The sequence below is a fragment of the Sorangium sp. So ce1504 genome (assembly GCF_051521635.1).
Lineage (GTDB): Bacteria > Myxococcota_A > Polyangia > Polyangiales > Polyangiaceae > Sorangium > Sorangium cellulosum_B.
Window position 1 is genome coordinate 10,718,107 of record NZ_CP150365.1, and the last position, 23,382, is coordinate 10,741,488.

Here is a 23,382-nt window from a genome sequence, read left to right on the forward strand (position 1 = left end):
AAACCTCCGCAGCTTACTTCAGGACCTCGGTATACGGCGCCGCGCTGCTGGCCGACCAGTATGCCGTCGTCCCGTAGGGGTGATGCTCCTCGTAGCCGATCACGAGCCCAGCCCCGTCGACCTCCAGCGACGCCGACCCGAGGTGGTTGTCGAGCTGGTAGCGCACCCGCGGCGTCACCGTGAACGGCCCCGAGGTGTCCACCGTCTTCGTCTCCACCATCGCCACCCGCCGCGCGCCATCCATCACGTGCAGCATCTGCCGCTCCAGCACCAGCCCCGAGATCATGCGCCTCTGGTACACCTCGCAGCCGCCGGCGTAGATGCGCTCGTCCACAAGCCCGCAGTGCTCCCAGATCTTGCGCACGCGCTGACCGGCCGCGTCGTAGTCGTAATAAACCACGCCGCGGCCGCCGAGATTGGTGCTCCGCACCTGGTCGTTCTCGTCCCAGGTCAGCGCGGCGATGTGCCGCATGGCCGTCATGTTGCCGTGCGCATCATGCGCATACGTCGCGCTGAACGGCCCGTCCGGCAGATCCCCCGGCTTGCTGATGCTTGTCAGTCGGTTGCTCGCCGCCTCGTAGGCATACCGGCGGATCCCGGTCACTGTGCCGGCGTGATAGCTTCTTCAGTTCCGTGGCCGCTGGTGAGATGTTGTCCCGCCAGGCGCTGTCGTGTATCGGCGCCGCAGCGGGGCCTTTGGAGATCCCCTGTCAGTCTTCACTTGCCTGCACGAAGTGCATCCCCGTTGTCAGGTCGTCCTCTGGCCGACCATCAATCGCCTCGACAGAGAGGCCGTGAATTCCTTCCTTTGCGGCCTCGTGGCCCAATCCAACGGCCAGGCTAATAACTTTGTATCGCCGTCCTGTTTCAACACAGACCACCAGATCACCTCGACTCGGCAAACCAGCATCGACATTTACGAGCAATATTATCAAATTGCTAACATTGCTTCGAGACGCCACGGTCCATTTAATCTCCTTCATAACCTAATGCGTCCTCCAATGATTCCACGCGTCCAGGTAGTGGTTCACCTCGGCAAGTGTCCATCGAACCGATCGAATCCTCAGCAATCTAACCTGCGTCTCCATCTCATTTTGTCGGATTGACTCATAAGTTGGCAAGAAATCCGGCGACCATCCGGTCTTGCGATGCTGCCCCAGGTGCGTCAGCTCCTCTATGACAGTCGTACGCGCAGGGTTTGGCAGCAAGACGACGGTCCCGGGCTTCCCGCCAGGCCCGGGAATGTACATCCCACGTGCGTTGTTGTCCGCGAGCAATTCCTCGCTGTAGAGAAAGTAGACCCCTTCCTTTGAGAGGTTCGCTTCGATTCTCGCAAGCTTCTCTTTGTCGAATGGGACATCTCCCGAGCCTTTCGCGGTCAATTTGCCCGTGGCAGCGCCGGTCGCGGGGACATCTTTTCCTGGAGCAGCACCTCCCTGGGTCAATGGGAGACTCATCTTTGCCGCCGTCCAGGCAGACCGCGCTTCGGCGCGTAGCAGGAGAACCGCTCCGAGTGTCTGGATGGTCCCCACAACCGCCCCGAGGAGAGGGTTCTCCTCCGTCAGATAACGATAGACGGCGGCGGTCTCCGGGGACATCCTGTCCGCCGGGCCACCGCTGCTCCTGCCAGGCGACACATAGGTAGCTCCGGCCGGGCCTGCTCCTCGTCCGGGCGGGGTCGAGTGAGTCGCTCCCGGAGACGATGTGCTCGTCTCGGGAGGCGGCGCAACCTGTAGCTCACCGATCTGCTTGATGCCCTTCCTGTCCCCGAAGATGCTTCTCGTCCTATGCTGGACAGGCTTCACCGTGTCATCGTCAGCGGATACGGTCTTCAGCTGAAGCCTCAGGCTGGCCTTGAAGTCATCGGCCTCCTTCGAATCGGTCCCGTTGGGGTCCACCAACTGTATCGGGTTCCCCCGCACGTACTCGTAGAGGTTTGGCCCATCCACCATCCCCGCCGGATCTGCGCTCGTCCACCTCCCCAACCACGGCGCGAAGTACCTCGCCCCGTGGTAGTACAGTCCCGTCTCCTCGTCCTTCTCCCTGCCCGTGTACCTATATCTCCGCTGCGAGACCTCGATTCCCGATGCCGCCGACCAGTACGCCGTCGTCCCATACGGGTGGTACTCCTCGTAGCCGATCACAAGCCCCGCCCCGTCGACCTCCAGCGACGCCGACCCGAGGTGGTTATCGAGCTGATACCGCACCCGCGGCGTCACCGTGAACGGCCCCGACGTGTCGACCGTCTTCGTCTCCACCATGGCCACCCGCCGCGCGCCATCCATCACGTGCAGCGTCTGCCGCTCCAGCACCAGCCCCGAGCTGTTGCGCCTCCGGTACACCTCGTAACCGCCGAGGTAGATGCGCTCGTCCACGAGCCCGTTGTGCTCCCAGACCTTGCGCACGCGCTGGCCCGCAGCGTCGTAGTCGTAATAGACATCGCCGCCGCCGTCGAGATCCGTGCTCCGCACCTGGTCGTTCTCGTCCCAGGTCAGCGCCGTGATGTGCGGCATCGACGTCATGTTGCCGTGCGCGTCATGCGCATAGGTGCGGAACGGCCCGTTCGCCGGATCCCCGGTCGTGCTCGTCAGCCGGTTGTTCGCCGTCTCCTCGTCGTACGCATACCACCGCGTCCAGCTTCCCGCGCCCGCCTGGTGCACCATCCTCACCAGGTTGCCCACCGCATCGTAGACGTATTGCTCCGTATAGTTCCTCAGCGCCTGCGCGTCGTTCGCGTGCGGTAGCGACTGGATCGGAAGGTCGTTCTGGTCCCGCTGCACGTCGGCAATCCCGCCCGCATGCTCCCGCCCCGTCGCCTCGATCAGCCGGTAGACCGCGTCGTACACGTACTGCGCGCTCGGCGATACCACCGCGTTGTTGAAGAACACCGTCTGCTGCGCGCTGTCCCCGATCTCCACGATGTTCCCGACCGGGTCGTACACATACGTGAGGTTCTGCAGCACCGCGCTGTCCGAGCTCCGCGTCGTCTTCAGGCGCGAGAGCCGGAACGTCAGCGGGTCATACGTGTACACCGTGAATGTGCCGTTGCCGTACGCGATCCGCTCGCGCTGCCCCTTCGCGTCGTAATCGATGTTGTCGACGAACGTCGTCCACGTCGCCGCGCCTCGAATCCGCGCCTCGATGCGCTCGAGCAGGCCCGCGTCGTTGTACGTGGGCTTGATCTCGCTCGCATCCAAGGCCGTCAGACCATCCGGCGCCGTCACGCTCGTCGGCCGGTTCAGCGCGTCGTACGCCGTCTCCGTGCCGAAGCTCTCGGTCTCCAGCAGCGGCCCGGCCGCCGTCGCGATGGCGGCCACATCCGTCAGCGCGGCCAGCACCGACCAGTCGACGTCCGCGTGCACGTCGCTGCGCAGCCGGCGCGACGCCTGCAGCAAATTTCCCTTGAAGTCGTACTCCAGGCTCGTCACCACGCCCGCGCCATCATACACCTGGTACGGCCTGCCGCGCAGGTTCAGCGCCGTCGCCTGCGGATGAGCTTCGCCGTAGACGTAACGGCGCGCCAGCCGCTCGCTGCCCGAGCCCAGCCGCACGTGCTCGTGCGTCGGCCGGCGCAGCGCATCGTACGACGAGCGGTAGACGAACCCTCGCCCGTTCCAGGCCCGCAGCCGCTGTCCTGTCGCGCCCGCCAGCATCCACCGCTCGCCGCTGTCGTTGCTCTTCTGATACAGCAACTGCCCGCCCAGCCCGAAGCGATGCTGCATCGCCTGGTTGTCACGCGCGTCCGTGATCTGGAGCGGCTGCCCCTCGATATCGAGCGTCGTCTGGGTGATGTACTCCCCCTCGGTCGCGTTGTCCGCCACCGTGCGGAACACCCGCCCCAGCGCGTCCAGGTGGCTCACCGCCGGCGTACCCGCGTGCGCCGCGGCCAGATCCGCCGCACGGCGCTCCGGGTCGCCCTGGGGCAGCGCCTGCCGCGCCGCGTACCATGAGCTCTCCAGCACCGTGTCGTTCGGATCGTACGACGTCTGCTTCCACGCATCGAACACCACCCTGGAGAACGTGCCATTGGGCAGGTCGGTCCGGATGAGCCGGCCGAGCGGATCGTACCGCAGGATCGGCGTGACCCCCCACTCCACGAGCTCCGTTTCATCCTCGTACTCGTTCGTCGCGCTGAAGAACGGCTCGTACTGCTTGACCGGATTTCCCTTGTTGTCGAGCACCGTTCGCCCGGTGCCGACCCAGCGCGGCGTCGCGTGCGAAAAGACCAGGTCGCCCTGCGCGTCATGCACCAGCGCGCCGTTCGCGTCGCGCTCGGGCGCGAGCCCCGGCTCCGCCTTCACCTTGCGCAGCACCTCGTTGCCCGAGCCGTCCGAGTAGATGTACGTGTCCAGCCAGCGCAGGCATGGGCGTCCGGTTAGCAGAGCGGACGATTCTGCCAATAAAATCGATCGGTTGACCGCAGCGGCCCGAGGACGATCGACATTTCGATCACAGTCGGCGATCGTGCGGCCATGGCGAAGCCCTCCGATAAGCCCACATCGGCGCCGCCCGCGGTGCCGGTCCCCTTTCTCGCGAAGTACCACGAGCTGTTCGACGCGGAGGCCCTGTGGGCGGCGGCGCGGCAGATGGGGGCGGTCACGCGCGACCGAAAGGTCGATGTGAGCGCCTTGGTGGAGGCATTCGTCTTGGCGATGTCGGGTCTACCCGGCACGCAGACGACGATCTTCGCCAACTACATCCATCTGACCGGCCAGGACTTGGCGCCCTCGGCCTTCGACCGCTTCACGGTGCCGTTCGCGAACCTGATGGCGGACGTGACTCGCCGCGCGATGGCCGCGGTGCGGGCGGTCGACCCCTCGTTGCGCGATGTGGCGGAGATGAAGCGTCTGCTCGAGCACTTCTCCGACGTCCAGGTGGCCGACTCGAGCTGTCAGGTGCTCCGCAAGCTCGCGGCGTGTTGGTCGCCTTCGACAAGCCCCAAGCGCCCGGCTTCGTTCAAGATTCATGCGGTCATCTCGCTCAAGGACCACCTCCGATCGAGCACCACATCTCACCCCAGCGCGAGCACGACAATCCGCACCTGGACGAGTCGGTCCTGACGCCGGGCGCCCTGTTCTTGGCGGACCTCGGCTACGTCGATCACGAGCGGCTTCTGCGCCTCAAGGCACGTTGCGTGCACATCCTCATGCGGCTCAAGGCCAGTCAGGACCCGCGCATCGCGCGTGTTCGTGTCGGTCGAGGCGACAAGCGTTTCTGCCGCGGAATGAAACTCGATGAGGCGCTCGCGACGGGGGCGCTCGACTTCGAGAAGGGGCGTCTGGACGTGGATGTCGTCCTCGCCGCGCGCGTCGACGGGAAGCGCGTCGAGGGAACCTTTCGCGTCGTCGGGATCGCGCCCACCGACGGCGGCGAGGACCGCTATTACCTGACGCTCAACCGCGCCGTTCCCATGATCCTCGCACTGCGCATGCGCGGCCAGAACGTCGATCTGGCCGAGATGGAGCGACGGATGCTGCTGCTCGCCAAAGTACTGGGCAAGTCCCGCCGGCAGCGCCGAGAGCGCTCCCGCAAGGCAAAACGCGCGGGAATTGCCGCGGATTCTTAACCGATCGCCCATGCATCAAGGGGCATAAAATTGCTTACCAGCTACCAACATCGACGGGTCGCAAGCTCATCGCTTTGCTGGCAACGACAGACGTATTTCAAAAGGCGTATCAGGTGCGCTAAAACGCTCACGAACGTCATCGGGCAAGGGAACTCCCAGCTTCTCAAGTGCCGTCAACAGGCCAACGATCTCGTATTTCCTGGCCTCCGTCAGCGTCCGAAGTCGCTCCACCATAAGATCACCAGCCTGCACGACGCCGGCGGCAGCAAGATTGCTGGCAACAAGACTCAGATAATCATCATCATCACGAATCACATCAAGCAAATACGGCACCACCGAGTACACCTTCAGATTAAGCAGCACAACGGATCCCAGCACGCGCACCTCCTTGCACGTGGCAGATTCCACGACCTCCTGCAGCGGCCCAACAACAATATGACCAAAGCGCACCAACCTCTCTGCAATCAAGAAACGGTTGGAACTGCGCACGAATCCTTCGACAATGAGCCTACCGGCGTCATCCAAGCCCACAGCCAACGCACCGAGCGCATCTATCTGCTCATCGATGCGCTCGCTAACAACCTTACTCAGAGGAGTATTCAGATCTATACCGCAGTTCATCGCAACCTCTTGATGATAAAATCATACTCTTTCAGAGTAGAATTACCGGGAATACTGTAAATGTTTCTTGCGGCAAGCTCAGGAGTGACCCGAGCCCCCTGCGTGAATGCGGCCTCACCAGAAAACTGTACCACGAAGGACTGCTTCTCACCAAAAACACCGATCTGGTTGAGCTCCCCCACGGTCGCTTCGTCCCCGAGCTTGGTGACGAAGATCCTTCCTTTTTCTCCCGCCAGAAACTCGTTCGATCCTACTCCAAACCGCAATTCTCTGACAATTACCTGCTGTCCCACACTGAGACGATTGCCTACTATACCCGTGACTCCTTCAACGCCCTTGGCATCGGTGAAGTGACTTATGACATCACCTTCCCCCATGGCGAGCGGTCGCGGCGGAGGTAGCAAGCGAGGACCTGACGTTGACAGCGCTCCAGCGGCAGTTCCTCCTCCATTCGCTGCGCCTTCTCCAGCACCTCTTAAGCTGAGTCGCTGACCAGGAGATCTACCGCTCAGGAGTGCGCGAACGTCCATGGTGAGCAGTGCGAGGCCACCAACCGACTGAATTCCCTCCACGACCGCTCCTGCGGTCGGATTCTCCTCCGTTAGGTACTCGTAGACGGCCTTTGTCACCGGGTCGGGCATTCGATCGGCCCCGTTGCCGCTACTCGTCCCATGCGCCTCAAAGGTCGCGTCCGGAGAATGTATGCGACCGGGCGCCGAGTACGTCGATGGCGTCGCCTCCTTAGGTTCGGGCCGCACATGCTCCACTGTAGTGACGCCAGTGCGGATGGCTTCGAGCTTGCCCCGCGACAACGAAGCCACGACTCGTTCATTGAACTTTCCTGTGGCCGACGCACGAAACTCCGCGCGCCCTTCTTCGGTGAGAGCTTTAAGATGCCGATGCAACTGTACGTCAGTCATCTGACCGATCTGCCTGTCGGTCGCGCTCTCCTGGCCACCGGGATCATGCAACCGAACGGGATTCCCTATCACGTACGCGTATAGATTCGGGCCATCCACCACCCCCGCCGGATCCGCGCTCGTCCACCTCCCGAGCCACGGCGCGTAGTACCGCGCCCCGTGGTAATAGAGCCCCGTCTCCTCGTCCTTCTCCTTGCCCGTGTAGCGATACCGCTTCCGGCTCACCTCCACCGCGCTGCTGGTCGACCAGTACGCCGTCGTCCCATACGGGTGATACTCCTCGTAGCCGATCACGAGTCCCGCCCCGTCGACCTCCAGCGACGCCGACCCGAGGTGGTTGTCCAGCTGATAGCGCATCCGCGGCGTCACCGTGAACGGCCCCGAGGTGTCGACCGTCTTGGTCTCCACCATCGCCACCCGCCGCGCGCCATCCATCACGTGCAGCGTCTGCCGCTCCAGCACCAGCCCGGAGCTGTTGCGCCTGCGGTACACCTCGTAGCCGCCGAGGTAAATGCGCTCGTCCACGAGCCCGTTGTGCTCCCACACCTTGCGCACGCGCTGCCCCGCAGCATCGTAGTCGTAATAGACATCGCCGCCGCCGTCGAGGTCCGCGCTCCGCACCTGGTCGTTCTCGTCCCAGGTCAGCGCCATGATGTGCGGCATCGACGTCATGTTGCCGTGCGCGTCATACGCATAGTTGCGGAACGGCCCGTTCGCCGGGTCCCCGGTCGTGCTCGTCAGCCGGTTGTTCGCCGTCTCCTCGTACGCATACCACCGCGTCCAGCTTCCCGTGCCCGCCTGGTGCACCATCCTCCGCAGGTTGCCCACCGCATCGTAGACGTATTGCTCCGTATAGTTCCTCAGCGCCTGCGCGTCGTTCGCGTGCGGTAGCGACTGGATCGGAAGGTCGTTCTGGTCGCGCGGTGCGTCCGACAGCCCGCCCGCATGCTCCCGCCCCGTCGCCTCGATCAGCCGGTAGACCGCGTCGTACACGTACTGCGCGCTCGGCGATACAACCGCGTTGTTGAAGAACACCGTCTGCTGCGCGCTGTCCCCGATCTCCACGATGTTCCCGACCGGGTCGTACACATACGTGAGGTTCTGCAGCACCGCGCTGTCCGAGCTCCGCGTCGTCTTCAGGCGCGCGAGCCGGAAGGTCAGCGGATCGTACGTGTACACCGTGAACGTGCCGTTGCCGTAGTCGATCCGCTCTCGCTGGCCCTTCGCGTCGTAGTCGATGTTCTCAACGAACGTCGTCCACGCCACCGCGCCTCGAATCCGCGCCTCCACCCGCTCCAGCAGCCCCGCCTCGTTGTACGTCGGCTTGACCTCGCTCGCATCCGAGGCGGTCAGGCCATCCGGGGCGGTCAGGCTGGTTGGGCGGTTCAGCGCATCGTACGCCGTCTGCGTGCCGAAGCTCTCGGTCTCCAGCAGCGGGTCAGCCGCCGTCGCGATGGCAGCCACATCCGTCAGCGCCGACAGCACCGACCAGTCGGCGTCCGCGTGCACATCGCTGCGCAGCCGGCGCGAAGCCTGCAGCAGGTTGCCCTTGAAGTCGTACGCCTGGCTCGTCACCACGCCCGCGCCATCATACACCTGGTACGCCCGCCCGCGCAGGTTTAGCGCAATCGCCTGCGGATGCGCTTCGCCGTAGACGTAACGGCGCGCCAGCCGCTCGCTGCCCGAGCCCAGCTGCACGTGCTCGTGCGTCGGCCGGCGCAGCCCATCATACGACGAGCGGTAGACGAACCCACGCCCGTTCCAGGCCCGCAGCCGCTGTCCTGTCGCGCCCGCCAGCATCCACCGCTCGCCGCTGTCGTTGCTCTTCTGATAGAGCAGCTGCCCGCCCAGCCCGAAGCGATGCTGCATCGCCTCGTTGTCGCGCGCGTCGGTGATCGCGAGCGGCTGCCCCTCGATATCGAGCGTCGTCTGGGTGATGTACTCCCCCTCGGCCCCGTTGTTCGCCACCGCGCGGAACACCCGCCCCAGCGCGTCCAGCTGGCTCACCGCCGGCGTGCCCGCGTGCGCCGCGGCCAGATCCGCCGCGCGGCGCTCCGGATCGCCCGTCGGCAGCGCCTGCCGCGCCGCGTACCATGAGCTCTCCAGCACCGTGTCGTTCGGATCGTACGACGTCTGCTTCCACGCATCGAACACCACCCTGGAGAACGTGCCATTGGGCAGGTCGGTCCGGATGAGCCGGCCGAGCGGATCGTACCGCAGGATCGGCGTGACCCCCCACTCCACGAGCTCCGCTTCGTCCTCGTACTCGTTCGTCGCGCTGAAGAACGGCTCGTACTGCTTGACCGGATTTCCCTTGTTGTCGAGCACCGTTCGCCCGGTGCCGACCCAGCGCGGCGTCGCGTGCGAAAAGACCAGGTCGCCCTGCGCGTCATGCACCAGCGCGCCGTTCGCGTCGCGCTCGGGCGCGAGCCCCGGCTCCGCCTTCACCTTGCGCAGCACCTCGTTGCCCGAGCCGTCCGAGTAGATGTACGTGTCCAGCCAGCGCGGGTTGCCCGGTCCGTGCTGCTCACGGGCGCGGGCGTGCACCATGTTCGGTTTGCCGGTGAGCTGGAATCGCTCCAGGTCATACGCGAACGTGGCAGTCGGGTCGGCGGGCGTGTCGCCCTGGCCAGCCCCCGGCTTGCCCATCACCGCCAGCAGCGTGACCCTCCCCAGCGCGTCGAAGCGCACCTCGCTCACGTTGCCGTTTGCGTCCGTGAGCTGCCGCGGGGCGAGGACGCGGTAGTCGGGGACGGCTTCCACGACATTGCTCAGCGGATCCGTCACCTGGGTCACGAGCAGGCGATACGCGTCATAAACGACCTGCGACGCATTGCCGAACGGATCGACGAACGTCGTCGGCAAGTAGAAGTGAGCCGCCGAAGGCACCGCCCGCCCCGAGGGCACCCAGTAGTCCGCATCACCCGAGAGCTGGAGATAGCCTCCCTCTTCGAGCATGCCGCTCGTGACGCGAGAGCCGAACACGGACGTGATCAGCGAAGGGGTGAGGATCTTGGCAAAGGTCTCATATGGCAGCGCCCTGCTGCCGACCTCGCCGAACGGCAGCGGCGCCGTGACATCGTCGCTCCAGTACCTCGTGCGCGCGTGCTGCAACAGGCGCTTCTGGAACGACCCGCTCGGCGTGCCGTCGTAATCGAGGTGCGTCGCGCCATCCGCCGCGTCGAGGACCGCTTGGAACCCGAGCACCCCCTCCGAGCCGAGCGGCAGGCCGTGCAGCTCGTAGGTCCGGGTCGCGGTCGGGACCCCGATCCGATAAGCACCCTCCTCGTCCGGGATCAGGTGCTCCACATCATTCTCCGTCAGCGTCGCCTTCCCCTGCCCCTGCTCGGGGAACGCCGTCCCCGCCGCCCGTCGGCGATACCCGATCTGCGCCGTCCGCTTGACCGCGCCGTAATCGTCGACCTCCAGCGTGAGCGCGTGCGCGACCCTCGGATCGCTCTCGCTGCGCTCGTAATGGTACTCCAGCGCCTCGCGCGCATGGGCGAAGAACACGGCGTGCGCACCGCCCACCGCGGGCTGGAGACGCCGCATCGCGTAGCTGTGCTCCTTGACGACGTACGGACGCGGCTCCTCCGCCGACCCGTCGAGCGCATAGACCTCCTGGCGGAGGGGTCGCCCCTTGAGCGCCCGGCACGCCTCGCGCATCTCGACGGCGCGCAGCTCCTCGGAAAGCACCGTATCCGCCAGACGGACCGCGCCCGCGTCGCCGGCGTAATACTCGCTCTCGTACTGCGCCGAGATCCTCGCCCCCTCGATCCAGGCGCCGGTATGGAACCACGTCTTCGTGAGCACCGGCGGCAGGTGCAGCTCGGGATCGGCGTTGGCCGCGGGCGGCGCGAAGCCGGTGCCGCTGAACGCCGAGAACGACTCGGTGTCCCGCTGCTCCACCATGCCGAAGCCGCGCATCTCCCGCTCCACCCCGTCGTAGTCGCCGTGGTGGTAAGCATACGTCGTCACGAAGCGATGCCGCGAGACGGCATCGAACACCTCCACGTGCTCGATGACGTGCACCACGAACGGGAGCTTCGTCACCCACGGGCGGCCCGCCGCCCGGTCGGCGAGGTAGAACTTCGTCGACGGGGCATACGTCACCGTCGTGGTTCTGCCGAGGTTGTTGGCGACCGACGTCAACAGATGCGGTTTCTTGCTCCCGAGCAGATCGATGTAGCGCACCGCGGGGCGCGCCCCGGGCAGCGACGAGGCCCACACGAGGCACCCCGTCCCGGAGCCGAGCAAATCGATCACGTCGACCGCCGCGAGCTCGCTCACGTCGGGCAGCGGCGGCAGGATCACCGGCGCAGCCAGCGTGTTGCCGGCATTGTTCGCATAGAAGCGCACGCCGTCCGGGTGCAGGTAAAGGATGTCGGTCGTCCCCGAGCCGTCCACATCGGCGAGGCGGATGCGCTTCGGATCGAAGCGGCCCTCGTGATCGAACCGCATGCTGCCGCCCATCTGCACCTTGGCGCCGAAGCGGCAATGGCCGAGGTTGGGCCAGTAACACACGTTGCCGTTCCGGATCCGCACGAGGTCCACCAGCCCGTCGCCGCTCATGTCGGCCAGGAAGATGCTCTGTGCGGCGTCGGCGAAGACGAGCGACGGCCCGCGCTCCTCGTCGCTCGGACGCGCGATCGTGATCGGCCGGTCGAAGCCGCCCTTGGCGAGCGACGGATACCACGTGAACGTGTCGGGCCCCGTGATCAGGATGTCCTCGTGCCCGTCGCCGTTGAGGTCGATGAGGCGGAGGTTCGGGTCGCTCCAGTCGACGTTCGGCTGCGACGCGAACGGGCGGAACGGCGCCCAGCCCGCGTCGGTGCGGTCGAAGTAGCCCGCCGCCGGCCACTCGAACACCACCATCTCCTTGCGCCCGTCCCCGTCGACGTCGAGCAGCTGCCCGCCGTTCAGGACCGCCGGCCGCGACGGCAGCGGCCGCGCCGGGGACAAGAGGCCCCCGCCGAGGTTCTGCTTGTAATACAGCGCCTCGCCCTCCTCGATCAGCAGACCGGGCAGCCCCTCGCCGTCGAGATCGACCCACCGCCGCCCAGACCCCATCGTGCCGCCGGGCAGGTCGCGCAGACTCTCGGGGTCGAGCGACTTCACCTCGCGGTGAATCACCGGCTCGTTGTACGTCAGCGCGATGGACGGGAGCGCCTCGCGGCTGTACGCCTGGGTCTGCGGATCGCGGACATATCCCGCCTGCGTCGCGGTGGCGAGCCGCGTCAGGTAAGCGTTCTCCGCATACGTGAGGTCGAGCGACCGCACGAGACACGGCGTCTCGCCGAGCTCGGATATATGGTGAAACATCAGCACGCGACGGCAGAGCCGGTACGTGCGGATCTCGAAGCCGGCGCGGTATGCCGAGAACGGGTCCTGGCGGACTGGCCACGGGGCGCTCCCCACAGGCGTGGGTTCCGCGGCATCGTGCTCGCCGTAATCGAAGACGACCTCGAACAAGCTGCTCTCCGCGTCGCCCGGCACGGTGTTCCCGTAACGGACGCGCTTGAGATAGCGGTTCGCGACGGCCGCGCGGCCCGCGTGGCGGTGGCTCTCCGCCGCCTCGTCGCGCGCCACGCCGGTCAGGTCCTCCGCCTTGTAGTCGTAGACGACGACATTACCCTTGTCGTCCCGCGTCTCCTCCAGCAGCCATGAGAAGATGCGCGCAGGCCTCGCCGGGTCGGCGATCCGCGCGGGCTCGCTCCGCCCGTAGACGCTCGTTATGTTGTCGGGCGTCGTCGCCGTCCAGTACACGTTCCCGCTCGCCTTGACCTCGCGGCGCTCGATCCGCGCGAACGCGCCCTCGACGCGGGGACGATAGCGGATGACGCGCTCGCTCTCCGTCTCGTACCGGTCGAGCTCCGCGCCGTCGAGCGACCTGGCCGGCACCAGATCCTCCGCGCCGGACAGGACGAACACATCGCTCTCGTGCGCGTCGTCGTAACGGGGAAGGCCCTTGTCGGTCTTTCGCGTGATGCGCGGGATCGACAGCTGCCAGCCGGCGCCGAACGGGCCATTGCCAGCCCCGGAGTCGTACGTCACCGCCAGTGCTGGCCCGAACCCCGCGCGGCCGGGGCTCAACGGCAGCGGGATCGAGAACGAGCCTGTGCCCGTCACCGGGTTCGCGGAGAATTTCTCATCCACCCCGCGGATCGCGCCGCCGCCCTTCGGCAGCGCGGGCGCGGGCAGCTCCGGCGCCTTGGGCGCGCCGGGGAGGCCCTTCGGAGCCTCGGTGTTTTTACCAGACCCCTCTCGGGCGAGGGACGCTGGATCTCGGCTCTTGCCGCGGGCTCCGCCGTCCGGCGCGGCCGGTGATGCTGCCTGCGCAGCGGTGGTTTCCTTCTTGGGCTCACGAGCGTTCATCCGTCTCCCTCTTTCCAAGGCAATGGGCGGCCCGCGCGCCCGGAGCGACTCGCTCCGGCGCGACGGCGTCGGCCGCCGAGTCCGTGAGCGGCGCCGGGCCAGCGCCGCTCACGGACGGTTCGAACTCTCCACGACCCTGTCCTCGTCGCCCGGTCCCCCCGGGACGAGGGCTCGTCCCCTCTGCGGGCAGCGCTACTTGTACAACACGTTCACGACGATCGTGTTCGGCCCGGGCTGAGAGGTGTTGTTGTCTGCCGGGGTGGCGGTCGCGCCGATACCGATGCCGGTCGTGAACGCGATGCCGTTCGTGTGCTCGGCCGAGACCACCTGCCCGGCCGGCACCATGAGCGTCAAGGCAGGCGTGGTCGTGCCGACCGTCGGGGCCCCGGCCGTGTTATAGAGCTTCACGAACGCGTCGGTCGAGCTCCAGTTGGCCAGGTGCCAGCCGAACACCTGGCCGGCGGAGCCCTTCACGTTCTGCCCCGTGGTGCTCAGTCCGGTGTTGCGGTAGATGGAGAGCCCGCCGGAGGTGGCCGGCTTCACGTTCACCGCGCCGATCGTGTTGGTGCCGGCCGGGAGCGACCCGACCAGGCTCACCGGAAGCGGGTCGGTCTGTGAGACGTCGACGGCGGTGCCGTCCGCGCCTGTCTGCAGCTTGGCGCGCAGGACGTGCACGCCGAGGATCTCGTCGGTGGCGAGGATCGTGCCCGCGCCCTCAGGAAGCGTAATGTTGTCCGACATAAGTGCTGACTCCTTGGTGAACGATGTTCAGTCCGTCCTCTACGATGGCTGTGCCGACAACAGGCTGTACTCGCAGAGCAGGTAGATATCCTGGAGCGTGTGGTTGAGCCGGTGGATCGTCGTCGGCGGCGTCGGGGTCGTCGTCGTCCTGAGCGCGCTCGCGATGTCGTCGACTTCGTTGCTGCTCGCGGTGAGCGTCCAGGTGCCGAGATCCCACGGGTCGCCGGACGGGCTCATGCTTTCGCTCTTGCCCGTGTTTCGCGCGCTGTTGTCGGGATAACCCGGGAGCCCGACCAGGGTCGCCGCGGCGCCTGGCGGCGCCACCCCGATGTCGAGCGCAAGGGCGCTCGTATAGGCCACCTCGCCGTTCCACCGCGCGTAGAACGTGACCTTCGTCAGCGCGATCTTCCGGTCCGCCGGCGCGTAGGGAAACATCTCCCGCGTGAGCGGGATCGAGAGCTCCTGCTCCGCGCTCGAGTCCGAAGGCGCCATGAAGCGGGCCCACTCGGCCGGCAGCTCGGACCGCAGGCTGAAGAGCCGGCGCCTCACCGGCACGTTGGCGCTGGCGCCGTAATGGATCCTCGCCACGCCCGCGAGGGTGCTGCTCGAGCGCGCCGTGTACCGGATGTGCAGGATCACGTCGCTCAACGCCCCGATGTCGAAGCGGTTGTTCGCCGCAGGGAGCTCGATCTTGTAGGTGCCGAGCACGCCCGCGCCCTCGAACGGGAGATACCGCTCGTCGCGCAGGTTCGGCTCGAACAGGCCTGCGTCGTTGGCCCCTCCGCTCGTCGCGATCACCTTGGTGACCGGCACGAGATCCGTCCGGAAGTTCGTCGGGTCCGCATAGGAGCCGCTCACCTGCGCGTTACTGCGCACCTTCGTGTTGCTCAGCGTGAGCGTGCAGCTGACGCCCGCGTACGGGCCGGTCACGGTCGGGATCGTGATGGCGACCGACTTGATGCGACGGAAGTAGTGACCCGGGTAATCGAGATCGAACAGCTCCTCCTTCAACTCCACGTCGCAGGTACCGGTCTCCCGGAGCTGCATGAGCTGCTCGGGCGCGACCTCGGCGAGCGAGACGTGCTTGACGAGCTCCGCCTCTCTCGGCGTCTGCTCCAGGAACGCGACCTCCAGGCGGCGGAGATCGTGCTGGAGCCGCTCTCCGGCGAGCAGGCCCTGCTTCAGGCTGTCCCAGGCGCCGAAGCGCACAATGGCGTGCGTGCCGTCACCCGTGCCGAGCTCGAACCGGAGCGCCCGCTCCGCGCGCCTGGCCATGTCGAAGGCCAGCGTGTACGTCTGGTAGTGGACGGTCGACAGCTCCGCCACCATCCAGTCGTACAGCTCCTCGGTCGTGCGCTTCCTGCCCTGGAGGAACTCGAGCACCTCGCGCGCCTGCTCGGTCTGCCGATCGTGGTTCCTGAGCTCCACCTCGACCACCGCGGCGCGGATCTTCGCGGCGACGATCTGCTTCTCCAGCCCCTGCATCTCCTTGGCCGCGAGCCGCTCTTGCAGCGCCCACTCCTCGGCGCGCCGCTCGTATCCCGCGAGCGTCGACGCGATCGACGCGCCCTCGCGCAGCGCCCCGGCGGCCATCGAGAGCGCCTGCGAGGCCGCCTCGATCGGCGCGCCCGACGCGTGCCCACCGACCGAGGTCATGGCCACCGGGCTCCCGAAGCTGCCCGCGGCGCCGAACGTCGTCGGCGGGACGGCCTCGACGCTGGAGGCGACGAGGGCGATCCCCTGCGCCACGAGCCCGAGCTCCATGCCCGCGACGCCCATGGCCAGCGCGCCTTGCTCCGCCGCGCTGATCCGCGGCAGGCTCGCGTAGTGGTCGCGGCGGAGCCGCGTCGCCTCGTGCGACCGCTCCAGCGAGGCGACGGTCGCCTGCGCCTCCTTGACCTGCTGCGCCTTGATCTCGCGCACCGCCGCGAGCAGCTCGACCTCGTGGCCCGAGCGGAGCCGCGCGATCGCCTCGCCGTCCTTCTTCTCCATCGCTGCGAGCAGCGCGGCGCCGAGCCCGGCCACCGCGCCGGAGAGCTCCATCGCCTTCGCGTGCAGCACCTGGAAGCGGTAGGGGAGCTGCGGGGAGCTCGCCTCGTTGAGCACCGTCGCGAGATCCACGCCGAGCGCCCTGGCCTGCACGAGCAGCATCGGATCGATGGGCGGCTCGAACAGGGGCAGCGTCCGGACCGCCCCCTCGATGCTCATCGAGTGTCGGATCTTGAAGAGCCGATCGGCGACCATGTCCCACAGCCCCGAGAGCGCCTCGTCACGGGGCACGCAGAAGTAGAGCTCTCCGAGGTCAATCGCCGGCGCGGAGAACGTGCGGAGCAGCATTTCCCTCAGCGGGTCGCCCACGAGGCTCTCGGCCTCGACGCGTGACCGCGACGCGATCACCGGGTCGGAGAGATCGCCCAGCCCGAGCGCCTCGAGCTGCCAGTAGTTCCGCGGCGTCACCGCGTCCTGCCGCTCGATGCGCACCGGGCGCCGGCCGAGGAGGTTGCCGGCGAGGACGTACAGCTGCGTCGCCTCGTTGATCGACTCGATGGTCTCGCGCCGGAACAGCTGATCGCCCCACGCGATCAGGTTCTCGACGTATTTCATCACCACTGCCTTCTGATAGGCAATCGGCCGCATCCGCGCGACGATGTGCGGATTGAACGGGTCCTTCCGCCATGCCTCGATCTGCGCCGCGAAATCGAGCTTCTCCCGCTCGTCCTCTTGGTTCGTCAGGAGCGAGGCCAGCAGCCTGGCTATCGGGGTCTGCTGCGAGGGCGACTGATCCCGGACCTCGTCCTCGATCGAGGCGAGATCCTTGTTTTCGCGGAACGGCCGTACGTTCCAGAAGCGCTCGGGCGACGGGGCCGGATCACCCGTTGTCGGGTCGAAGATGAAGTGGAACCAGCGCTGCGCCTCGGCGTGCCGGCCGCTCTGCATCAGCCGGAGGGCGATCAGGAACGGCGCGTGGAAGAACAGCTCCCAGTTGTAGCTCGAGTAAGCGCCCTGGAACGAGAAGTCGACCTCCTCCTTCGGATACGGCGTGAGCACGTTGGCGGGATCGGGGTCGTACGTCTCCTCGAAGTCGTCGCTGGAGCTGCGCTGGATCGGCTCGGTCGGGTGGAGCGACCACTTGAGCAGCCCGTCCACGCCCGAGCGCTGCAGCTCCTTCCGGAACAGGCAGGCGTAGGGGTGGTAGAAGGAGATGAAGCGGTATCGCTTCGCGTCTTCGTAGACGTTCGCGATGCTCGTCACCTCGGGCGCCCTCTGCGCCCAATCGGCCGCCGTCGACCCCGCGCGCATGGCGAACACGCCGAGGGTCCTGCCGATGTCGCCGTACGCCGTCATCCCGGGCTGCGGCACATCATGCCACACGGTGTACTCGGTCAGGACGAGCTCGGCGAAGAACGTCGACTTCGCGTCCTTGAAGAAGAACGACACGCCGGCCGAGGCGGTGTCTTTGAATTGCCCACTGTCGATCTCGCGCGGAACGAGCACGCGGAACGGGGTGACGCTGCCGAGCAGCGGGATCCACTTCCGGAAGCCGTTGATCTTGATCGGAACGACCAGCTCGGTCGCGTTGTTCGACACCAAGTGCTGCCCCCGCCAGCGGGTCCTGCGGGGCATTGCCTGACCGAAATCCATGTAGTACGGATAGTTGGAGACGAATGGGGTGCCCTCCAGCGCACCGCACGCGTTCTGCGCGAAGTGCCCGAGGCGATCGCCGCCGGAGCTGTCGATAAGCATCGCCGCGATCGCGGGCGGATCCTGCTCCTCCTCGCGCTGCACGAGCAGCGAGAGACGATCGGTATTCGATCCCGACGCCAGCGTCAGCTCCGAGCCGCCGCTCATATGGCGCGCACTCCACGCGCCGTTGCGGCGCTGGCTCCATGCGAGGCGGATGTAATGGCTCGTCACCGCCGTTTCGCCCACCTCGCGCGTGTCGTCCGGAATCGGCTGCTCTGGCTCGGCGCGCTCCTCGATGATCGGCCAGTACAGGTGTGGCCGACGATCCACCACGGCGAGCAGGACCCTGTCCCCCTCGATGTCGAGATCGATGGGCTCCCAGGGAGTCCAGGACAGCCCGTCCACCCGCGTGCGGTAGAAGTACTTGTACGGCTGGACCGCGGTGCGGCCGACGACGTGGAGCACGTCGATCGGAAGGTGCGTGTCGTCGCCTTCCTCCTTCTGGTGGAACACGCTCGCGATCTCGAGGTTCGCGACCTCATCGAGCCTGTCCAGGTACCGCTCGAACGCGTGCTCCGCGGCGTCGTCGGTGATGTCCTTCTGCCGGAGCTCGGCCTCCAGATCCTTGAAGAACGGCGACTTGTCGTCGCGCAGCGACGGGTCGAGGTACATTTCCGGCTGGAGCAGGACCTTGCGGCTCGCCTCCCAGACACGGTAGCTCTTGCGCCACGCCCACTCGCGCGCCGCCTCCTCCGGGAGCGTCAGGTCGTCGCCCTTCTCCAGGTTCAAGAACGCGCGCTGCACGAACGTCTGCACCGAGCCGATGGCCTGCTTCAGGCGCGAGGTGATCACCGCGGGGCTCGTCTCGACGTCCACGAGCAGTTTGGCGAACAGTTCGTCGCTGTCCTCGTATCCCCGCTTCGCCACGAGGTACGCCACCAGCGTCGACCGGAGCCGCTCGCGCAGCACGTCGCGCAGCGGCGGCGCCACCCGCGCCCACTCGGCATCGGAGTACTTCGCCTTTGCGGCCCGGATGATGCTCTCGGCGGGCCCGGCGCCGTCCGACTGTATCGCGTTCTCCCACGCGAACGCCTGCTCGGCCGAAATGCCGAGCCGCTTCAGCACCACGATCGCGCGGCGCACGAGCCCGAGGACCGAGACCTGCTCCGCGGCGTTGCTCGGGTTGAGCGGGTTGCTCGACGCATAGCCGCGGGCGAGGAGCAGATGCTCGACGTCCGCCGCGGGCCAGCCCGTGGCGGCGGCCAGCGCCGCGATGGCCAGCTCGAAGGGGGTGCCGCCCACGAACAGGCTCACCAGCGACGGGTTCGGTCCGACGAGCTGGGAACGGAGCTCGACGAAATCCACGAGCTTCTCCCACGCCTCGAGCAGCGGCGAACCGGTGTCGGTGACGTCGATCTCGACGCGCGGCAAGGCGTCGAGATCGAGGGCCACCGTGGCGCCGTCGACCTCGTCCAAGACGAACATCCGCTCGATCTCGTCGGCGCTCAACCCGAGCTGCTGCACGACGGCCGCGGCCTTGGCCAGGTGCCGGTAGGCGGCGAGCTGCGCGGCGCGGCTGACGGTGTCGAGCGACGGCGGCGGCGAGGTGCTCAGCGAGAACGCGCTGCCGAGCGACACGCCGGGCTCGCCCGTCGTGAGGATGTCTGCGACGAGCAGGTGCGTCGACCGCGCGTTCAGCTTCAGCGCCGTGCCGAGCGTGTCCTCGATGAGGGCCGCCTCGGCCTCGCTGTCCGGGGCGCCGTTCTTGCCGCGCAGCGCCAGCAGCGAGCCGAACATCTGGTCGAGCACGGGGCTCACGGCCTCGTCCGTCACGGCGATCCGTGCGCGCGGAGACGACGTGCCCCGGAAAACGACATCCAGGTCGGCAGGCGACAGCCCCGAACGCCTGACGCGATCGACCGTGTCCAAAAAGCGCAGCGTATGCTCTGGGCTGTCGGCCTCAAACGGCCTGTACTTGCTCAGGTTGTAGAGCACGTGGAAATCGGGCAACGACAGCCGCAACGCCCGCGCAAAGGTGACGATGCGGTGGAGCTTCGCGAGCGTCACCGGCGCGAGATCGGCGGTGTCCGCCGGGACGAGCGGGGCCAGCCCGAGCCCGGAGTTCTCGGTGAGCAGCGACAGCTCCTCCCGGCTGATGCGCAGGCCGGCGAGGATCGCGGGCGTGTGGTCGTCGAGCAGGGTGGCGGTCGAGAGGCTGGCGACCCCCGGCAGCGCGAGCGCCGCGTCGACCGGGTTGGTCACGGCCCTGTGCTGGAAGAGCTGCTCGTAGAACGAGGGCGTCGCTCCGGCGTCGCGGCGCTGGGTGTCGAGCAGCCCGAACCAGCTCGCGAGCACCGCGATCGGCAGCGAGATCCCCCGCTCGGCGCGCAGCGCCTGGATCACCGCGATCACGCGCAGCGCGCGGCCGTTCAGGAGGTCGGTGCCGCTGGGCGCACACGCGGCCAGCACCTGATCGAGCTCGCGGATCGACCAGCCGAGGCGCAGCCGGAGCCGCAGGAAGCGGTGCAGAAAGCTCAGCTCGCTCAGGTCGCCGCTCAGGACGAGGCTCTGCTCCTCGATCTTGCAGCTCCCCGCGGGCTCGATCGTCGGCGACCCGAAGCGATGGAGCACGGAGGTCTCGAGCAGATCGCGCAGCTCGTCGTAGGACAGCCCCGAACGCTTAAGGAACTCCCGCACGTCGAGCAGCCCGCCGGGGATCCAGCTGACGCCCCAGGCGCTCGCGAGGCTCGCACCCGAGATCGGGGTGCCCCGGATCAGATCGCGCTCGCGCGGAGAAAGCCCGAGCCGATGGGCGGCCGGGTCCTCGGGATACATGGAGTCCGGGCTGGACCAGCTCGCCCTCAGCTCGGACAGGAACGTGTGCAGGGGCACGCCGAGGTGCTCGAGATAGACGCGCGCCTCGTGCTGCCGGTGGTGATACGGCAAGCTGAAGGGGAAGTCGGTTTCCGCCAGGCGCTCGTAAGCCGTCTCGTGCCAGTCCTCCTCGCCGCTCGGCGGGTTCGGCATGGCCGCGAGCACCTCGGCGGTGCCGACGGTCGCGATGTGCTCCGGGAAGACGGGCAGGGCCTCGTTCTGCGCCTTGGTCTCGCCCACGAAGGCGTGGACGAGGATTTCGTTCACCAGGTCGACGTACGGCAGCGGCGTGTCGGCGTTCTCGCAGGTGAGGTCGATCCGGCCGATGTCCGGGCGCCGCCCGGCGAGCGCCGGCGTCGAGCCCGGCGCGCTGCCGAGGAGCAGCTCCTTCGCGGTCCACTTGGTGCTGCCGCTCTTCGTGAGCGTGGAGTAGTAACGATCGAGGAAGCGGAGCAGGTCGACGAGGTACGCCGCCGGGCCGTAGACCGAGGCGCAGTGCGCACACGCGCACGCGTCGGTCGAGCCGAAGAGCTCCTCGTACGTCGCGAAGTCTGACGCCGCCTGGCTCGCGCGGCGCGTGGGATCGGACAGGACGTAGGCCGACGTCTGGTTATAAGCCGCGCCGAACTTGAGCGACAGCGCGAACGCATGTTCGGAAATGGCGACCGCCTTGTCGTAGATGTCGTCCGCGATATGGGCACCTCCGAGGGCAGCGCCGAACTCGGCGCCGAACCGGAGCCGGCCGCGGCGGGCGACCTCCCGCGCCGACTTGAGCCCGGCGTCGAGGAGCACCTTCGCCTCCTCGTACTTGGGTGTGAGCTTGTACAGCCGCTCGACCGCCTTGAGGTCGCGCTGCGCGGTCGCGGGGTTGGAGAGCCCCGCGAACGCCGCCGGGTTCAACGCGACGTAGTGGCCGGCGCGCGTCTTGCCGAGCTTGAACGAAGGGTTGTTGTTGAAGAACGTGGGCAGCTCGCTCCCGCCGACCACGGAGATCGCGGACGCGACCGCCTTCGACGGGAACGCCACCTCCAGGGCGTGCCGGATGACCTTGGCGTAGGTCGCGCGCCTCTCGGTCACCGTCGCTCCGGGCGTGTCGCTCGGGTAGTTGATGGGCGAGCCGTTGCGCTGGACGGCGAGGGTCGCGATCCAGTCAGCCTCGCTGTAGGCCGCGAGGTCCTTGAGGCCCTGGAACTGGGAATTCTGCCAGCGATCCCACAGCTCTTCGATGAGCGGGAAGTGATAGCGCGTGAGCGCGCCCAGCTGCAGCAGGAGCTTGAGCCGCGGGATACGGAGCGAGGCCTCGCCCTGGTAGTCGGGCAGGGACGCCAGGTGGGTCCAGAAGGCCTCCGGCGTGCCATCGAACGCCATGTACTCGGCGATGAAGTCCTGCGTGAAGAGCCCGCCCAGCTCGAGATCGAGGAGCTGACCGAGGCTGCAGGTCGTCCCCGCGGGCGCCTCCATGGCGAGGTCGACGGCGGCCTGGGTAAGGAGATCGACGATGCCGTCACTGACCTCGTGGCCCACGATCTTCGCCTCCTTCGCCTCGTCGAGCACGCGGCGCAGCGTGGCTTTGGGGTACGAAAGGAGCCCGCGCTGGGTGGTCGGCAAGCCCATGCGGACGAAGGGGTAAAAAGAATCGGCGGCCCCGCCGACGCCGACGGACGTCAGGAGGGAGTCGGCCGCGACGAGCGCCTCGACCTGCCCGCGCTCCACCTCGGTCGCCTTCGCGACGAAATCGACCTGCTCGCTCTGGAGGGCTCCGAGGACCACCCCCTGCATATGGGCCGCGGTGCGGGACTTGAGCTGCTGCAGCTCCGAGAGGCCACGGACTTCCTGGTTCTGGCTGGTGATCAGGTCGACGACCGCTGTCGACGAGGCCCGGACGACGAGCGCAGAGCGGCCCAGTTCCTGGTTCGACCCGTTGTAGACGATCACCCGGAGATCCGGCCGTTGCTTGCCGGATGCCAGGATGCTCGAGTACGAGATCTTGTAATGACCCGACGCGTCGGTCGTCGACGAACCGAGCTCGGTCTCTGACGTCAGCTTCACGTCGTAGGCGCGCACCATCGCGTTCGCGACTACCGTGCCTTGCTCGGTCCGCACATCGCCGCGCACGACCGATTGGGCTGGAGCGCGCTTGGTCGAGGTCAACGCGAGGTCCACCTCGATCCGCACGGTCGCAGGCGTCGGCGACACCTTCCATTGCGTGTAGCGCGTGACGTACTCCGCGGCCCCGGCCGAGAACACGCGGAGCGCGATCAGCGGCTTCCGCCCCTGGAAATGACGATCCACGGCGGCCTGGTCGAGCGATATCTCGAAATCGCCGTTCAGATTGGTCACGGCGACGGCGACGAGATCCGTGGTGACCTCCGCGCTGTCCCACGCCTCGACACGCACATTCTCGACACCTCTTTCGGTCTTGGCTCGGACGACCCGACCGGAGAGTTTATACTTGTTCATGCGAGCTCCCTTCGATTCCATGGTCAAGAACCACCAGTTGGCGCAGCGTTCAGCCGCCGCGGTCGGTGCGCCTCGTCGCCGTCGGTCGACAGCGGAGGAGATGACGAGGAGGGCCGCTGCTGAGCGATCGGCGCGACGATT

At 67.1% G+C, this 23,382-nt stretch carries 9 protein-coding genes; 2 read left to right on the top strand and 7 right to left on the bottom strand.

Annotated features, from left to right (window positions below; genetic code table 11):
• Positions 1-13: 13 nt before the first annotated feature.
• From WMF39_RS40370 to WMF39_RS40380, 3 genes are all read right to left on the bottom strand, one after another.
• Complete coding sequence (locus tag WMF39_RS40370) at positions 14-604, bottom strand: hypothetical protein (protein ID WP_437741763.1); 591 nt, start codon at positions 602-604, stop codon at positions 14-16.
• Positions 605-710: 106 nt separating this feature from the next.
• Positions 711-983: a hypothetical protein gene (locus WMF39_RS40375; protein ID WP_437741764.1), complete on the bottom strand. Its 273-nt coding sequence runs from the start codon at positions 981-983 to the stop codon at positions 711-713.
• A gap of 3 nt (positions 984-986) precedes the next feature.
• Positions 987-4,400, bottom strand: a complete 3,414-nt coding sequence (locus WMF39_RS40380; protein ID WP_437741765.1) for an RHS repeat domain-containing protein — start codon at positions 4,398-4,400, stop codon at positions 987-989.
• A gap of 72 nt (positions 4,401-4,472) precedes the next feature.
• Here WMF39_RS40380 and WMF39_RS40385 point away from each other — a divergent pair, with 72 nt between their 5' ends.
• Together WMF39_RS40385 and WMF39_RS40390 are read left to right on the top strand one after the other, a co-directional pair.
• Positions 4,473-5,060 (top strand): hypothetical protein, encoded by a 588-nt coding sequence (locus tag WMF39_RS40385; RefSeq protein WP_437741766.1) that lies wholly within the window; start codon positions 4,473-4,475, stop codon positions 5,058-5,060.
• A gap of 17 nt (positions 5,061-5,077) precedes the next feature.
• Positions 5,078-5,566, top strand: a complete 489-nt coding sequence (locus WMF39_RS40390) for a hypothetical protein (protein ID WP_437741767.1) — start codon at positions 5,078-5,080, stop codon at positions 5,564-5,566.
• Positions 5,567-5,632: 66 nt separating this feature from the next.
• Here the strand turns inward: WMF39_RS40390 and WMF39_RS40395 are convergent, their stop codons facing one another.
• The 4 genes from WMF39_RS40395 to WMF39_RS40410 all read right to left on the bottom strand — a co-directional run bounded on the left by WMF39_RS40395 (position 5,633) and on the right by WMF39_RS40410 (position 23,241).
• Positions 5,633-6,187: a hypothetical protein gene (locus WMF39_RS40395; RefSeq protein ID WP_437741768.1), complete on the bottom strand. Its 555-nt coding sequence runs from the start codon at positions 6,185-6,187 to the stop codon at positions 5,633-5,635.
• Entirely contained in the window at positions 6,184-13,482 is a 7,299-nt protein-coding gene (locus WMF39_RS40400) for a SpvB/TcaC N-terminal domain-containing protein (protein ID WP_437741769.1), read from the bottom strand. The genes WMF39_RS40395 and WMF39_RS40400 overlap by 4 nt, the downstream gene beginning before the upstream one ends.
• Before the next feature lie 192 nt (positions 13,483-13,674).
• Positions 13,675-14,223, bottom strand: coding sequence for a hypothetical protein (locus tag WMF39_RS40405; protein ID WP_437741770.1), 549 nt, complete (start codon positions 14,221-14,223; stop codon positions 13,675-13,677).
• A gap of 39 nt (positions 14,224-14,262) precedes the next feature.
• Entirely contained in the window at positions 14,263-23,241 is an 8,979-nt protein-coding gene (locus tag WMF39_RS40410; protein ID WP_437741771.1) for a neuraminidase-like domain-containing protein, read from the bottom strand.
• Positions 23,242-23,382 lie beyond the last annotated feature (141 nt).